This is a genomic window from Gabonibacter massiliensis, assembly GCA_001487125.1.
In the GTDB taxonomy this organism is placed as follows: domain Bacteria; phylum Bacteroidota; class Bacteroidia; order Bacteroidales; family Marinifilaceae; genus Gabonibacter; species Gabonibacter massiliensis.
Genome location: LN913012.1, coordinates 273,738 through 289,095, shown reverse-complemented (window position 1 = coordinate 289,095; position 15,358 = coordinate 273,738). Strand labels below are relative to the sequence as shown.

14 protein-coding genes and 1 tRNA gene are annotated in these 15,358 nt (G+C 42.3%); 3 read left to right on the top strand and 12 right to left on the bottom strand.

What is annotated here, in order from left to right; translation table 11 throughout:
• Window positions 1-3: 3 nt before the first annotated feature.
• The 6 genes from BN3283_RS03545 to BN3283_RS03520 all read right to left on the bottom strand — a co-directional run bounded on the left by BN3283_RS03545 (window position 4) and on the right by BN3283_RS03520 (window position 7,318).
• Window positions 4-2,436, bottom strand: a complete 2,433-nt coding sequence (locus tag BN3283_RS03545) for an FAD-dependent oxidoreductase (protein WP_059025663.1) — start codon at window positions 2,434-2,436, stop codon at window positions 4-6.
• A gap of 26 nt (window positions 2,437-2,462) precedes the next feature.
• A complete protein-coding gene (gene trxA, locus BN3283_RS03540) occupies window positions 2,463-2,765 on the bottom strand; it encodes a thioredoxin (RefSeq protein ID WP_059025662.1) in 303 nt (100 codons plus the stop codon).
• Window positions 2,766-2,831: 66 nt separating this feature from the next.
• A complete protein-coding gene (locus tag BN3283_RS03535) occupies window positions 2,832-3,125 on the bottom strand; it encodes an ArsR/SmtB family transcription factor (RefSeq protein ID WP_041502097.1) in 294 nt (97 codons plus the stop codon).
• 84 nt (window positions 3,126-3,209) lie between these two features.
• Window positions 3,210-3,989: a metallophosphoesterase gene (locus BN3283_RS03530; protein WP_059025661.1), complete on the bottom strand. Its 780-nt coding sequence runs from the start codon at window positions 3,987-3,989 to the stop codon at window positions 3,210-3,212.
• A 165-nt stretch (window positions 3,990-4,154) separates the two neighbouring features.
• Entirely contained in the window at window positions 4,155-4,988 is an 834-nt protein-coding gene (locus BN3283_RS03525; RefSeq protein WP_286137492.1) for a PepSY-like domain-containing protein, read from the bottom strand.
• 251 nt (window positions 4,989-5,239) lie between these two features.
• On the bottom strand, window positions 5,240-7,318 hold the full coding sequence (locus BN3283_RS03520) for a cation:proton antiporter (RefSeq protein ID WP_059025659.1): 2,079 nt from the start codon (window positions 7,316-7,318) through the stop codon (window positions 5,240-5,242).
• 193 nt (window positions 7,319-7,511) lie between these two features.
• Here BN3283_RS03520 and BN3283_RS03515 point away from each other — a divergent pair, with 193 nt between their 5' ends.
• A complete protein-coding gene (locus tag BN3283_RS03515; protein WP_147625532.1) occupies window positions 7,512-8,723 on the top strand; it encodes an MFS transporter in 1,212 nt (403 codons plus the stop codon).
• Window positions 8,724-9,036: 313 nt separating this feature from the next.
• Here the strand turns inward: BN3283_RS03515 and BN3283_RS03510 are convergent, their stop codons facing one another.
• Together BN3283_RS03510 and BN3283_RS03505 are read right to left on the bottom strand one after the other, a co-directional pair.
• On the bottom strand, window positions 9,037-10,143 hold the full coding sequence (locus BN3283_RS03510; RefSeq protein ID WP_286137491.1) for an SIR2 family protein: 1,107 nt from the start codon (window positions 10,141-10,143) through the stop codon (window positions 9,037-9,039).
• 154 nt (window positions 10,144-10,297) lie between these two features.
• Window positions 10,298-10,370: transfer RNA gene (locus BN3283_RS03505), tRNA-Thr, on the bottom strand.
• Between the two features lie 117 nt (window positions 10,371-10,487).
• On the opposite strand from BN3283_RS03505, the gene BN3283_RS03500 reads away from it, so the two are divergent.
• On the top strand, window positions 10,488-10,868 hold the full coding sequence (locus BN3283_RS03500; RefSeq protein WP_059025656.1) for a diacylglycerol kinase family protein: 381 nt from the start codon (window positions 10,488-10,490) through the stop codon (window positions 10,866-10,868).
• Between the two features lie 5 nt (window positions 10,869-10,873).
• The gene (locus BN3283_RS03495) at window positions 10,874-11,413 is read left to right on the top strand and encodes a phosphatase PAP2 family protein (RefSeq protein ID WP_059025655.1); all 540 of its coding nucleotides are present in this window, start codon (window positions 10,874-10,876) and stop codon (window positions 11,411-11,413) included.
• A 2-nt stretch (window positions 11,414-11,415) separates the two neighbouring features.
• Here the strand turns inward: BN3283_RS03495 and BN3283_RS03490 are convergent, their stop codons facing one another.
• From BN3283_RS03490 to BN3283_RS03475, 4 genes are read right to left on the bottom strand one after another with little or no spacing between them, the layout of a single operon-like run.
• Window positions 11,416-11,967, bottom strand: a complete 552-nt coding sequence (locus tag BN3283_RS03490) for a flavodoxin family protein (RefSeq protein WP_059025654.1) — start codon at window positions 11,965-11,967, stop codon at window positions 11,416-11,418.
• Window positions 11,968-11,988: 21 nt separating this feature from the next.
• A complete protein-coding gene (locus BN3283_RS03485; protein WP_059025653.1) occupies window positions 11,989-12,651 on the bottom strand; it encodes an HD domain-containing protein in 663 nt (220 codons plus the stop codon).
• Between the two features lie 27 nt (window positions 12,652-12,678).
• Window positions 12,679-13,836 (bottom strand): nicotinate phosphoribosyltransferase, encoded by a 1,158-nt coding sequence (pncB, locus tag BN3283_RS03480; RefSeq protein WP_059025652.1) that lies wholly within the window; start codon window positions 13,834-13,836, stop codon window positions 12,679-12,681.
• Between the two features lie 5 nt (window positions 13,837-13,841).
• Complete coding sequence (locus tag BN3283_RS03475; protein WP_059025651.1) at window positions 13,842-14,447, bottom strand: uracil-DNA glycosylase family protein; 606 nt, start codon at window positions 14,445-14,447, stop codon at window positions 13,842-13,844.
• Window positions 14,448-15,358 lie beyond the last annotated feature (911 nt).

The following is a 15,358-nucleotide window of genomic DNA, read 5'->3' as shown; positions in this document are numbered from 1 at the left end:
TCATTAAATGAATAAATTCACGTTCGCCTCCTCCGCCCTCTCTAAATAAGCCGCCACACCTCCCACATTCACTCCCTCCAACAACTCTTCCGGCCCTATTCCCATGACCTCCATCGACATCTGACAAGCAATGAATTCCACTCCACTTTGTCGGGCCTGTTGAATTAAACTCTCCAGAGAATCGATCTTTTTACTCTTCATGATCCTTCTCATCATCCAACTTCCCATACCGCCCATATTCATTTTAGACAAAGACAGCTTCTTACTATTCGAGGGAAGCATCCAACCGAACAACTTTCCGACCCAATCCTTTTCCGTCCTTCCCGGATGCTCTTTTTTGATCACGTTCAATCCCCAAAAAGTAAAGAACATCGTCACTTTACGTCCCGTCGATACCGCTCCGTTAGCAATGACGAACGATGCAATGGCCTTGTCCAAATCGTCACTAAAAACAATCAATGTTTTATTATCAGCCAGCAACCTCTCTTTCTGCCGGAAAGAATCGCCTTTCTCAACAACAGCCGTAATAATACCTTTTTCCCGTTGCAAACTTACCACCTGGTTTCCGGTCATCTTGGCCCACGAAACCACATCCCGATAAAAACCATTATCCGTTGCGGTTATCTTCATCCGCTCTCCAACCTTGAGATGCTCAATTTCTCCCTTCAATTTCATCACAGGCCCCGGACACTGCAATCCGCAAGCATCAATCGATACCGTTTGAGGCTCTTTCGCTTCTTTTTTCTCTTCCGTATTTGTTTCTGGCTTCGCCCGAACACTACTACCTTGTTCCTGTATAGCCATCCTGTAGATTTTCAAACCTCCGTTCAAATTCATAACCCGAAAACCTCTTTGTGAAAGAATCCGGGCGGCAATGTAACCCCTGAGTCCGACGGCACAAAAAACGACAATCGGCCGATCGGGGGTAATAGAATCGATCTCCTGCCTCAAACGATCCAATGGAATATTTATAGCTCCGGGAATACTTCCTAATACATATTCATCCGGCGTGCGAACATCGAGCAAAATAAACTCCCCTTTCCGGACCTCTTTTAAGTTACGCCACTCTATGGTTTGTACCTTACCGCTCCATAAATTATCTGCCGCAAATCCAGCCATGTTTACCGGATCTTTAGCGGAAGAAAACGGCGGTGCATAAGCCTGCTCCAATTCCGCCAAATCGAACACGCTACCTCCACCACGTATGACCGAAGCCAACATCTCCAATCGTTTATCCACTCCCTCATATCCCACTACCTGTCCTCCCAGCAAACGTCCTCCCTCCGGAGAGAAGTTAATTTTGATCATCAAGGGCATAGCTCCCGGATAATACCCGGCATGGGAAGAAGCATGGATGATCACATTCTGATAAGGAATACTATTTTTCTCCAACAATTTAGCCGCAACCCCGGTACTGCCGACCGTCATATCGAACACCTTGGCAATAGCCGTATTAATAGCACCTTTATAGGAATACCGATTCCCGTATACCATATTGTCAGCGCATATCCTCCCCTGTTTATTCGTCGGACCGGCTAAAAAAGACAACGAAGGACGCCCAGTAACGGGATTCGGAAACTCAATGGCATCTCCGACAGCATAAATATCCGGATCAGAAGTTTGTAAATACTCGTTTACCCATATCCCGCCGGTCTCTCCAACCCTCAAACCCGCCATCGAGGCCAACCGATGATCGGGACGCACACCAATGGAAAGCAAAACCAACTCCGTTTTTAATCTATCCCCGCTACGCAACGCGACCAAAATAGTTTCTCCCTCTTTCTCGAAAGAGACCACAGCCTCTTCCAACCGCAAATTTACTCCCTGATCCTTCAACTCCTGATGAACAAACGTAGCCACTTCGTAATCTACAGGCGTCATAACCTGATTTGCCATCTCTACGACAGTCACCTCGATCCCCTGTCTCTTAAGATTCTCGGCCATTTCCAAACCGATAAAGCCAGCCCCGACAATCAAGGCCCGTTTCACGCGATGTTCCCCTATAAACGTTTTTATCCGGTCCGTGTCGGCTACGTTACGAAGGGTAAATATACCCGGATGCTGAATACCATCCAACGGAGGAAGAACCGGCTCCGCTCCCGGAGAAAGAACCAGTTTATCATAAGTCTCTTCATATTCTCTTCCTGTTTCAATATCCTTTACAACCACCTTCTTAGCATCCGGCAAGACATCCGTAACCTCCGACTTCACCCGTACACCTACCCGAAAACGGGCAGCAAAACTCCGAGGTGTTTGCACGAATAACTTCGAACGCTCGTCTATCACATCCCCGATGTAATAGGGCAAGCCACAATTAGCATAGGAGATATATTCCCCCTTTTCCAATAGAATAATTTCCGCCTCTTCATCCAATCGACGCAACCGAGCCGCAGTCGACGCTCCACCGGCAACACCCCCGATAATAATATATTTCATAACTCTCTTCCCTATTTATAATTTTCTTACAAGTGCTTCTCGATAATCTGCTGTAACTGGTTGGCCGGAACTACACCGCTATTATTCCATAGTACCCGTCCTTGCTTAAAAAGCATTAGTGTCGGCACCGATTGTATATGATAAGTATAAACAGGCTGACGATTGGCAGGAACGTCAACATCCACCTTTACAATTGTTATCTTGTCGCCCAAGCGCTTTTTTAAATCCTCCAAAACAGGATGCATCATTTTGCAAGGACCGCACCAGGTCGCATAAAAATCAACCAATACCAATTTATCTCCTTGAATCAACTCGTTAAACTTTTCCATAATCTTATCTAATTTAAATTTATAAAATCAAATATATAAACATACATTTATATAATAAGGTAAAAATTATTCCGAACATTTCATCATACACCGCATGGCGTTCGTGATACGGTCATCTGCCAATCGATAGTAGGCATTCCGTCCTTCCCGACGAATTAACAATATCCCTTTAGCCAGCATATCCGTCAAATGATGCGAAACCAATGCCTGACTACACTCCATCTTTTCACAAATTTCAGAAACACTCAACTCGGCATTTCTCGAAAGCAGGCATATGATATTCAATCGATTCGGATGAGCGACAGCTTTCAATACATAAGCCATCTTCTCTAATTCTTCCCTCGTTAAACAATGTTCCATCTGTATATTCTTTCATTTAGTAATACAAATATATAAACATATATTTGAATATACAAGTAAACGCACAAAAAAAAATTTACGCGATTATACCTCAACGAAAGCATCCAATTGAAAATTAAGATGCTCATCGTATTTCACGTAGCCCAATTGATTACATAATAATTTCGTTCCCTCTATATCGACTTCCGGCATATTGGCATGGGAGTGCCCGTATATCCAATAATCAATCGGATATTTTTTTATAAAATCCTTCAACTCCACGACAAAAGCCGAAGTTAAAACGCCATCTTTAAACTGGGGAGGATTACAATAATAGGTCGGTACATGATGAGAAACTACGACTCTTTTATTCGCCGTACTTTTCTCTAACGCTTTGTTTAAAAAACATAAACACTTCTCGTGTACTTTATCATAATCGACAGCAGCAAAGGGGCGACCGGAATAACAGATCCGTTGACAGTCCATCATACCGTATCCAACATCCCACAACATCTCTTCCGGAACGGGTGACCATAAGGTGGTAAAAAAAAGTTCCGCCTTCCCGATCCGTACACTCCGATTATTAATCCACTTTACATTCGAACGAACTTCCATGACAAAACCTTCCAATACATTCGCCAAGTCGTATCCCCCGTAAAATTCATGATTCCCCGGTACGACATACACCTGTTCATAATGCTCGGAAGCCCAATCCCAAAAAGGATGACGATTCAAACGCCGATCTTTGATGTAACTAACATCCCCGGCTAAAACAAGCATATCTCCTCTAACGATCAAAGGGATCTCCTCCAGAAACTTTGTATTCTGACTGAATTCCAAATGTAAATCAGACGCGTATTGAATTTTTATACCCTCTTCTTTCATACTTTAAAGATATGAAAATTATCCGTATGGAGAACTTTTCATCCCTTTTATAAGGCTTGTTTCAATCATCAACGTTAGTTTATACACGGAGCGAACCGGAAATTTATCTCAATAAAAAACTGCTCCAAAAATCATTTTGAAGCAGCTTTTTATCTATTTGTTAAATCAATCAAGAGATAAAGATCCGTCTGCATAAATCTCGACAAACATATTCAGACTTCCGGTTTTTTGTAACTCTATCCGGTATACGTCATCCCCCGATGCGTATTCCCTGAATTCGGCTCCGATCGGAGTATACCCTACAAAAGCATTTCCTTTCAAAGTATTAAGGACAGGCTGAGGTAACTCCGTTAACAGTACTTTCCATTGAGTCTGAATCCACGAGTTGTCCGATGCGAATAAAACCTCTTTTACCCGTCCCTCATCCAAAATAGTGACAATCTTACGCCCATCGATCAGGAAATCGGAATCAACGATGACGGACTGTGGATAATCCTTCTGAATAAAACTGACCATTGCCGTCGGTAAATCCGTAGTACTGTTGTCATCGGCCTCCCGCCTCAAATTTCCCTCCTCATCATAATAAAGCGTTCTTTCCTGTTGTCCCTGTTCCACCTCTATCCGATAGGATAAAGGCATATTCAACCGTTCCAGCATCTCGACATCTTCTACTTTCCAGGTGGAGTAAGCTCCGGCTTCAAATCCTGTCTTAACGGCTGAAGGCAATTGATTATACGACAAATCCGTTTCCGTCAATAACCATTTACCGGATTGAGAGAACCATGCTTCACAACTTTTTCCTTCAAACGTAAAATCCGCCCGGGCATACCCGTTATCCATCTTCCATTCCACATTCGAGGCCGTCGCGTATTTTGCCTGAAACGCTTCAATAACCTGCTTTCCGGGAGTATTTTTCCCCCCGTTATGATCGTCATCGCTACAAGCCGCAAAAAAAGCGAAAAAACCGATAACGACCGCCAAAATTCCATTTTTCATCATCTTCATATAGTTTATTAATTTTCTGTCCGACGAAAGATAAAGCTGTCTGAAAAATACAAACAGCTCCTCTTTTGCCTGTCGTAATACTGTTTTGATCCTCTTTTTCTACAGCTCCATATCATTACGACAGCCATAAGGTATAACGAAACGGTCTGAAAAAAGTTTCTTCATACGCATCATTCCTGCGACCAATATTCACTATCATCCGTCACGAGGGCGCCTCACGATGAGATTTCGAAAAAAGAGTGGTATCAAATAAAATATCGGTTATGAGAGATCTCCATTGCTTGCGAAGGATAGATAAGTACAAAACTGTTTTCCTGGAAATATTTATTCAGGTATCCCGGAACACGCCCCATATTAGCATGATAAGAAGGCCCTTCCCTGCGACTTAACACGATCCATAAATCATCATCCTTACGGATATCCCGGAACACAATTAAAAAATCTTCCCAATCTCCGAATTCTACGAATTCGGCCGCAATAGGACGTTTGGCATAAATCTCCTTCAATGCCGACAAGGTCTGTCCGGAAGCGTAAAATACGATCTTAGCTCCCGTATTGTTGGCCACCTGCCAGATCTTTGCCACCCATAAAGTAAAACCGACCTCTTTTTCCGCTTTATCCGGGACGACAACCAAATGCCGTTTTATGGTTGCCAAAGGTTGAGCCGGTTTATAAATCAAGGTCGTGGTATGACTTTGACTCAATAAACCTTCCGTTATTTTACCTAAAAACGAAGTCGAAATACCCTTCTCTTTATGCAATCCAAGTACCAGGTCGGTGATGTTCCTCTCCTTAATCACCCCGATGATGGCATTTACAATACTCAAGTCATAACGAATCAAATCCTGTACATGATTATCTGCCGCAGAAGCCGTCACAACGGCTTGATTCAAAATCTTCTTCGCCCGCTTAAGTACCTTTTCGTCTGTTTCCCGACTATCCACTACATTCAAAGCATACAAACCGCTTTTATTCTTTTTTGATTTTATGACCGTACTCAAATTAACCAATTCATCCACGTTATGTTCATAGCTTACCGGAATCAATATTCGTTCAACCTCAACGCTATTATCCGAATCCGTATCGGACATATCGGCCAAAGCCAGATTCTGAGCTCCTTTCTGAGCAGAAAAAGAGGCCATCGTACAGGTTACCAATATCATTAAAATCGTACCGTTCAGTACGCTTTCATTTAACAATCGTACCGGTTCTCCCGTATCGGTATGCCCCAATATCACATTATACCCGACCATCACCGCCGCCAGGGTTGCCGCCGCCTGTGCATTACTCAAGCCGAAAATAACCCGTCGTTGGTCTACCGACATTTGAAATGTTTTCTGAGTAAGCCATGCCGCCGCATATTTAGCGACAGTAGCCACGACTATCATCACGACACCGACCTCTATCGTTTCCCAACTATTAAAAAAAGCACGATAATTAATCAACATCCCGACTCCGATCAGGAAAAAGGGAATGAAAATAGCATTACCGACAAATACGACCCGATTCATCAATGGAGAGGTTCTGGGAATCAAACGGTTCAATGCCATTCCGGCCAAGAAAGCACCTATAATAGACTCGATGCCCGCTACCTCCGCCAAAAAGGCTCCCAAAAATACCATGACCAATACAAAAATATACTGGGACACGCTATCCTCACAGCGCTTAAAAAACCAACGTCCGATCCATGGAAACACCAACATGACGAACAAACCGAACACCATCACGGCTATCGCCAAACGATACCAGAACATATCGTCCACACTACCCGTCGACATTCCGACGACGACCGTCAATACAAGTAAAGCCAAAGTATCCGTGATCATGGTCCCACCCACGGTCAGATTAACTGCCAGATTCTTGCTGACACCTAATTTACTGATAATAGGATAGGCTATTAACGTATGCGAAGCAAACATACTGGCCAATAAAATGGAAGTCAGCCAGGAAAAATTCAACACGTAAAGACCGACAACGGTTCCCAAGACCATCGGAATAAGAAAAGTATACATTCCGAAAATCAAACTTTTCCCGCTATTCTTTTTAAAATCTTCCAAGTCAATCTCCAAACCCGCTAAAAACATAATATAGAGTAGTCCCGCCGTACCGGAAAGAATAATGCTGCTATCCCGCAGAACCAAATTAAAACCGTTCGGACCGATAATCGCCCCCGCGATAATTAACCCCAAGAGATGAGGTATTCTCAATTTGTTCAACAGCAGCGGTGCCGCCAGAATAATAATCAAAATCAACAAGAACTTCAGAACAGGGTCTTCCAGAGGGAGCGAAAAATCCGTAATTGCCAATAATAATACATTCATCATTTTAACCTAAATATTAAATTCTTACAAACATTTACTTTCCTCGGAACCGAACAACACAAAAGTAATAAAAACCAGCTTTATAGCAGACTTTTACCCGATCAATTTTTCAAGCGGAAAAAGGCACCGGAAAAGGGACATCGAGCAGAGAAACTACGTATATTTGTACCCGCGTTTTGATCAAACTGACATGTACATGAAATCCAAAGATTATCTGCAACAAAAAATGACAAAAGACATTGTTATTTCAGTATGTGTATTCCTATCGGGATTTTCCTGCTTCGCCCAACTCTATTATTTTCAACCGCTTCTTCCCGATCTGGCCAAAGAGTTTTCCTTAACCGCCAGCCATAGCAGTCTGACCATATCTTTCTCCACGTTAGGTATGGTTATAGGGTTATTTACCGCCATGTTTATCGCTGATCGTATTCCAAGAAAACAATTAATCAGTTGGGCTTTGCTCTCTTCTTCCATTTTTTCCGTCATTTCATCCTTTTCAACATCCTTTATTTTCCTTGTACTGTTAAGTGCCGCTAAAGGTTTCCTGCTTTCCGGAGCCACTTCCGTCTCCTTAGCCTATATTTCGGAAGAAGTCTTACCGCAAAACAAGGGAAAAATCACCGGATTATATATTGCCGGGAATGCTTTAGGAGGTATGGCGGGACGGGTCATCTCTTCTTATATCAGTGAAGAATACTCCTGGAGAATAGCCTCCGTATCCATCGGAATACTATGTGCATTTTTCGCTCTGTTATTTCTCTTTTTCAGTCCTATGTCGACCAATTTTATACCTAAAAAAGAGAATTTCAAATCTTTGATCACGGAAAATATAAAATTTATCACGGTCAAAGAGTTGGTTCCGTTCTATATCATCGGTTCCCTCATGTTAGGCATATTCGTAAGTTTATATAACTACCTGGGATTTTATTTGGTAAAAGAACCTTTTAACTTTTCTCCCAACCTGATCCATTACATCTATCTGATGTATTTGTTCGGTATTTTCGGTTCCGTCGCCACGGCAAAACTAACTTACTATTTCAATCCCGTACAGGTGTTGAAAACGACCATTCTCATCTCCATTCCCGGCATCGGGTTAATGTATATCACTGATTTTTGGATTGTCACGTTAGGATTAGCCATCCTTACCTTCGATTTTTTCGTCATACACGTCATCTGCAACCGTATCGTCAGCGAATACAACGTGATGAAACGTTCCGTCACGATCTCCATTTACCTTTTAGCCTACTACCTCGGTTCCAGTTTCTGGGGATCGGCCACGGGTATCGTATTAGACAAATGGGGATGGCAATACTTTTTAGCAGGACTTATCGTTTTACTGCTTATTCTTTATCTTTTCGCCAAACAGGGAGAAAAAGTCACGCGAAAAAAAGAGGCTATCTTAAAATAAACTTTCGAATCAGACGCTATTACACCCTGTTTGTAGCTGCTCCCATTCACGATCAAAAAGAGGGAAGCAAACAATACCCGATAACCCATTTTGAGATCTTCTAATAGGCATCATAACCCTATCCTCCCATTATTAAGTCAAACATTCATATTCTTCTGAATGGGGTTTTACCTCGAGCTCAAATGCATGAAAAGATAATTCAACTTATGTGCCAAATCCGGTACGACAGCCAAGAGCCTACCCGCACTCGTATCTATGTCATTCTCGCATCATAATACAGACATACTATCTCTATTATCAAGTAGATATAGTACTATTTCATTTCGTTTCTTAAACCCGTTACATAATCGGGCACGCTCTTCAAAATAATATCCCGACCTGCTATCCGGCTACCGAAGAAATTTTTATAACGGTCGACTTCGGCCTTCACCCTATTTCCATACGGGTATATGACGACCTCGATTTTTGCATCCGGACGAATCATACGAGCCAAAAGCTGACGGATCTCAAAATCGGCAGAGGGAAGAGAGTAACCGATAAAAACAATTCTTGTCGCTTCAGAAAGTTCGATGGCTGCATTCTGCCATACCAACTTAATCTGTATGTTACTCAAATTCTTCAGGTAAGTAGGCAATAATAAATTACTCCTTAATTTAATCGAACTGATCTCCCCCATCCCGTAATTCTTGCGACAATGACGGCAATAAGCCGCTTCCATCATCTCTATCTCCTCCCCGAATCTCACGTACATCCGTTGACACATGGGACAATGAAACCAATTCATCGAACCGTGCAATTTCAAATACTTGATATTGTAACCGCCGTAACCAATCGCCAGCAAACCGGGCTTCACCGTATCGTCATTGGCTTCCCAGGAACTCACGTAACAACAATAGTCCACAACACTCAATTTTTCCGGATGCCCGTTATCAATGGCCCGCTTCAAAGCATGATCGAAAAGGACGTCCCAATTCGTGGTAATCAATGCGACCCGATCCTCCCCGTCCTCCATCCTTTTCTTGGCCATCCCGTTAATATACTCGGCAAATTGATCCACGTAATCCCTGCAACTTCTATTCTTTTTAAAACTATAATTCACCGCCGCTGCCATCAGGGCATGAAACTCCTCCCTCAATTCGACCAAACCCCTTGCACTGTAACGACCGATAGAAAGTCCATCCCAAATGCAACGATCTATGGGGGTAAATACATCCTCAAGAGCTACATTACAATAATGATCCTCGTATATATGCAACTCCTCTTTCAAAAAGTCGATAAAATGATCTCTCGCCCGGATCAACTTTTTATTATCACCGGTAAACTTCTCGTCCAAAATCGTCCGGATTATCTCATTCTGAACCAACCCTCCCGCTTCTTTCGAAAATCCTGAACCTAAAAAATACACCGTCTTTTCCATCATTTCCCCATTTGAATTTAGACAAAAGTAATGTTTAATTGTTACATATCCATCTCTTATTAAACAATCTAACCGTACATTTTATCCCTCCATGGAGAATTAGATTTCTCTCAGAACAAAAAAATAAGGATCGGAATAAAATATTCCGATCCTTCCGAGCCAATTTGGGGACTCGAACCCCAGACCTACGCATTACGAATGCGTTGCTCTACCAGCTGAGCTAAATTGGCAATTACGGCTGCAAATGTAGTACAAATTTTCAAACATAAAAACGATAAATCAAAAAAATTCCCGTATCATTTCTCATTTTTTCGTATGTTTGTCCCGACTTTTTAATTATCAGAAAGATGAATGACCGCAAATTTTCAATAAAAGCCAGAATACGCAGTTTCAAATACGCCTTTCAAGGAATTAAAATACTAATTACCCATGAACATAACGCCCGTATTCACCTCTTTGCAGCGGTATGTGTCTCTATTGCCGGATTCTTACTTGATATTTCAAATAACGAATGGATCGCAATCATTTTCGCCATCGGATTGGTTTTCTCCGCGGAAGCTTTTAATTCGGCTATCGAATATTTAGCAGATCTGGTATCGCCTGACTATAACGAACTAATCCGTAAATCCAAAGATGTAGCCGCCGGAGGCGTATTATTTACCGCTATCGTCGCCGCTATTATCGGATTACTTGTTTTCATCCCTCGATTAATCACTTTATTTCAATAAAAATGATGCGCTATCTTTTCATATCGATAACCCTATTGGGACTCTTTTTTATACACCCCCTACAAGCCCAGCGCAAAGCTATCCGTACAACGGGAGACGCCCTTTTCTTCGTCGCTCCCGTAACGGCCTTTACCATGACCCTATTCAAGAAAGATTACGAGGGAACCAAACAATTAGTACTTTCGGGTGCCACGGCTGTCGGATTGACCTATATTCTTAAATACAGTATCAGCAAGGAACGTCCCGATAAAAGCGACGATCACTCCTTTCCGTCCGCCCATAGCTCCATCTCTTTCACGGGAGCCTCTTTCCTGCAACGGCGTTACGGATGGAAATTCGGGATACCCGCCTATCTACTCTCTACCTACGTGGCCTGGAGTCGTGTATACGGGAAAAAACACGATTGGTGGGATGTACTAGCAGGAACGGCCATAGGTGTAGGCAGTACCTATATCTTCACCAAACCTTTCGGCAGAACGGCCATTAGCATCACTCCCGCCGTCCTGGACAACTACCCCGGTATTCACGCATCTATTGTCTTCTAAATTTAAAAACTCGCACCGAAACTCCGGGCCCTTTCCAAATAATCCGTATGTCGGACCTCACCTTTTTCCCAAACGTCACAGGCATACATCTCTCCCCGATTCTTCCACCCCAGGTACTCCGTCATAATCCGGTAAGTTTCCTGAATACCTTTCAATTCCGCCATCTGATCGGTAGCAGCCGCCAATATCAAAGCACTCTCTTTTCCCTTCAACTTAACAGGAGAACGATCGAGATAATAAGGATACAAACGATCTATAATGGCTTTCAATTGGGTTGACCAGGTAAAGAAATAGAGAGGAGACACCCAAACAACGGCATCAGCCTGTTCTATCTCCGGATATATTTTTTCCATGTCATCCGATTGTACGCAAGGTTTTCCCATATTCCAACACATACTGCAGGCAAAACAGCCGTTTACCCGGTAACAGGAAACCTTTATAATGCTGACCTCGTGTCCCTGGCCTCCGGCTCCCTCGGCAAAAGCTTCCGCTAACATATCGCTATTCCCATCCATCCTGGGACTTCCTTCCAACACTAAAATATTTTTTCCCATAACCGCAAATTAAATCCACTCCTATAGCAATCGCTGACCGTTTATGACCAGTTCAAAACGAATATTCAAAAACTCTGCCGCTTTTCTGCTCAACAACATTCTGCCCAAAAAGATCTCAAAATAATCCATAACGGCAGAAATTTTGGTATCAATTGTCAAATCGAGAATAACAGCACTTCTATCTTCGTTAAAATAGATTTCGGATTCTTCTACGGCATAATTTACCCGATCGTGAATATCAAAATTAGCGAAATCCCGGTTCCGGACACGACTACGCCTCACATCCGTCTTATCTCCCAAAATCAATGCCGCTGCAATCGGATTTACCGGAGCGGCCGTACTTTCATCATGATTGCCGATAGCACTTATCACCTGGGCAATCTCATCCGCTTCCATCCCCATTCTATCTAACAATCGAAAAGCCATTACTGCTCCGCTCTGGGCATGATCCACCCGATTCACAATGTTGCCGATATCATGCATATATCCGGCTATTTTGGCCAATTCGGCTATCCTCTCCGGATAACCCAAAGTCCGTAATATCATCTCCGCCGTATTGGCCGCTTTCACCACATGAGGAAACGAATGTTCCGTATAGCCCAACGTTATCAACACGTTATCCGCTTGAGCTATATAACTTTTTATTCCCTCGTCTTTTCTTATATCTTCATAAGTCACCAACATATTTTTCCCTTCTGTTATTCTATATCTTCATAATCGCAATATACCCAAACACAAATCAATCTCCCGAGGATCTCCGGTATGTTTACCCTCCACATCGGAAAGCTTTACCACTGGCAAAAAATCCGCCCCTCCTTTGGGCCTGCACTCAAACAATTTTATCACCATGTTTAAAGGTTTTACACCCACGTCATTCGTCAAATAAGTACCGATCCCGTATACATCATGAATCCGGCCGTTTACAAACGCTTTGATCTTCTTTACCCCTTCCAGATCCAAGGCATCGCTATAAACAATTGTTTTGGTCGTCGGATCAATCCGATGCTCCCGGTAATGTTTCAACGCTCTCTCCGTAAACTCATACGGATCACCGCTATCCCATCGCAGACCGTCAAACAATTTGGCGTATTTGGTATTGAAATTTCGAAAAAAATCTGCCGACGTATAAGTATCCGCAAGTGCTATTCCCAAGTACCCGTCATATACATCCACCCAGTTAGCCATAGCGATCTCGTTGGCCGAACGATAGCCGTAGTGAGCCCCATGATACATAAACCACTCGTGCGGATGTGTTCCCATAGGAGTCAAATCATACTTCATGGCAAGATACACGTTACTGCTTCCGTTAAGAAAACGTCCCATATGCTCTTTCAATATACCGACCACCCGATCCTGCACTTCGTAAGAGTAACGCCTCCGGGTTCCAAATTCCGAAATCTCTGCTTTTAAGCGCACAAACTCTTTAGCTTTACAGACGGCATTTTTCTCCTCATCCCGAGCCTCTAATCCCATCATTTTAAAGTACAATTCAGAGATAATAGCCATTAAAGGAACCTCCCAAAGTACCGTACGATACCACAACCCGCGAATTTCCACGTTTAACTCTCCCCCCTCCTGTGAAATTTCAACCTCCTTAGGATCAAACCGAAAACCTTTTAACAAATCAAAAAATACGGAATCAAAATAATAACACTTTGCACGCATAAAACGTTCGTCCTCTTCCGTCAACACCAAACTTTCCATTCGATCGACCTCTTCCCGCAAAACAGTTGCGAATCCCGGCGGAAATGAGGTTTTTCCCCGATTCACGAAACGATAAACCACTTCCGCATCCGGAAACTTCTTTTGAATAGCATTCATCGTCGTGAATTTATACAAGTCGTTATCTATAAAACTTTTTATAACCATATCCCCTATTCGTTTTCTTTTTTCAACAATCCGATCTCCTCCATCATTTTCCGGTAATACAAGGCTTTCTCCTCCACCGGTTTGGGATAGGCCCTCGAAGAGGAAGGCATCCGATACAATCTTATCACCCGCCCCTGAAAACAAAATTCAGAAAATCCTCCTACCGGCGGCTGCTCCGTTCCAGTTAACGCGATCAGCGTATCCGTCGCCTTTTGTCCTGTGGTTACAATCGCTTTACATGCAGCAAGTCGTTGTAAAACGACTTGCAAGTCCAAAGACTCCACCACTTCTAAAAACTTATCCGAAGCATTATCTTTATGGCGGATAATTTTGGTGGCCGTATCGCTTAAGGCTATCCCCTTTTCAATCAAAAATGCCCGTATCTTCTCCTCGTAAAAATGTTTTCCATCCTCCGTCAGAAAATAGTTTTTATCCTGAAAAAAGACAATCCCCAGAATCCTCCACATATCATTCTGAAAATTCGGGTAGTAAAAGTCCATGGACCAACGGGACCGGGGCGGGGGAAAACTCCCCAACATCAACAATCTCGCCCCCTCCGGAAAAAAGGGTTCTAAAGGATGACTCTCTATTAGCTTTTTATTATCAATCATTTACAGTTCAAAATATTTATATTCTCTAAATACAAATATAAGAAAAATATAGATTCCATGCCGCTAAAAATAGCGGGTATTTGAACTCCTTCTATATTGCAATTTAAGGTGTATTTATTCTCTTGTTTATTACAATTTCGTTATTCTTGACACGAATACAAAAACTAAATTTGGCAATCTCCTGTCTCAGAACACGAAAACTCCTTATTTATAAAAATTTAGAACCGTTATTCCCGAAGCTATTGGCAAAGATCACGTCTTACCCGGGGATCCCGCTTTGGCGTACAATATTTGAAAAAAAAGAACCAACGGGAATATTTAACCTTCGATGAAGTAAAGTTATCTGCCAAAACTGAATGCAAAACAAAATGCTCAAAAGGATGTTTTTCCCAACTGCATGACCGGACTCCGATGGTCAGACGTGTATTCCTCAACCCGGGGAGAAATTCATATTTTCAACGGAAAAACAAACGGGTCAGAATATTCATCCGGAAAAACGGAAAAAACTCGTTCGAATCGTCGATAAACAAGTATTCACGTGAAAAAAGTTCCCCCTCAACATTTTTCCCCAAAACACTATTTGCCCAATTTAATTAGCTATTTACCGGTTTAAAGTAATTAGGTATATCAATTCACTCCTTTTTGACTTTTTCGTTTCTGTGAGTATTTACGAAAATAATCTCTCAAAACTTATTTTATGTACTGCAATTGTAGTTCTTTCGTATCTTATTTGTAGTTATTATTCTCATACTTACATTGATCGCCCATACAATAATCACCTAATAACAAGCTAATTCCATTCCAAGCAGCACCCCAAACAATTTTTGGAGAAGTAAATAGAATAGTTCGTTTATAATTAATTTGTCTATATTTGTTACAAGTTCATTTAACACAACACACGGGAATAGTTC

Coding starts and splice junctions, on each gene's coding strand:
- BN3283_RS03515 (WP_147625532.1), top strand. CDS start 7,512: ATGAAATCCAAAGATTATCTGCAACAAAAAATGACAAAAGACATTGTT.
- BN3283_RS03520 (WP_059025659.1), bottom strand. CDS start 7,318: ATGATGAATGTATTATTATTGGCAATTACGGATTTTTCGCTCCCTCTG.
- BN3283_RS03530 (WP_059025661.1), bottom strand. CDS start 3,989: ATGAAAGAAGAGGGTATAAAAATTCAATACGCGTCTGATTTACATTTG.
- BN3283_RS03490 (WP_059025654.1), bottom strand. CDS start 11,967: ATGGGAAAAAATATTTTAGTGTTGGAAGGAAGTCCCAGGATGGATGGG.
- BN3283_RS03475 (WP_059025651.1), bottom strand. CDS start 14,447: ATGATTGATAATAAAAAGCTAATAGAGAGTCATCCTTTAGAACCCTTT.
- BN3283_RS03535 (WP_041502097.1), bottom strand. CDS start 3,125: ATGGAACATTGTTTAACGAGGGAAGAATTAGAGAAGATGGCTTATGTA.
- BN3283_RS03485 (WP_059025653.1), bottom strand. CDS start 12,651: ATGTTGGTGACTTATGAAGATATAAGAAAAGACGAGGGAATAAAAAGT.
- pncB (WP_059025652.1), bottom strand. CDS start 13,836: ATGGTTATAAAAAGTTTTATAGATAACGACTTGTATAAATTCACGACG.
- BN3283_RS03495 (WP_059025655.1), top strand. CDS start 10,874: ATGCGCTATCTTTTCATATCGATAACCCTATTGGGACTCTTTTTTATA.
- trxA (WP_059025662.1), bottom strand. CDS start 2,765: ATGGAAAAGTTTAACGAGTTGATTCAAGGAGATAAATTGGTATTGGTT.
- BN3283_RS03510 (WP_286137491.1), bottom strand. CDS start 10,143: ATGATGGAAAAGACGGTGTATTTTTTAGGTTCAGGATTTTCGAAAGAA.
- BN3283_RS03525 (WP_286137492.1), bottom strand. CDS start 4,988: ATGATGAAAAATGGAATTTTGGCGGTCGTTATCGGTTTTTTCGCTTTT.
- BN3283_RS03545 (WP_059025663.1), bottom strand. CDS start 2,436: ATGAAATATATTATTATCGGGGGTGTTGCCGGTGGAGCGTCGACTGCG.
- BN3283_RS03500 (WP_059025656.1), top strand. CDS start 10,488: ATGAATGACCGCAAATTTTCAATAAAAGCCAGAATACGCAGTTTCAAA.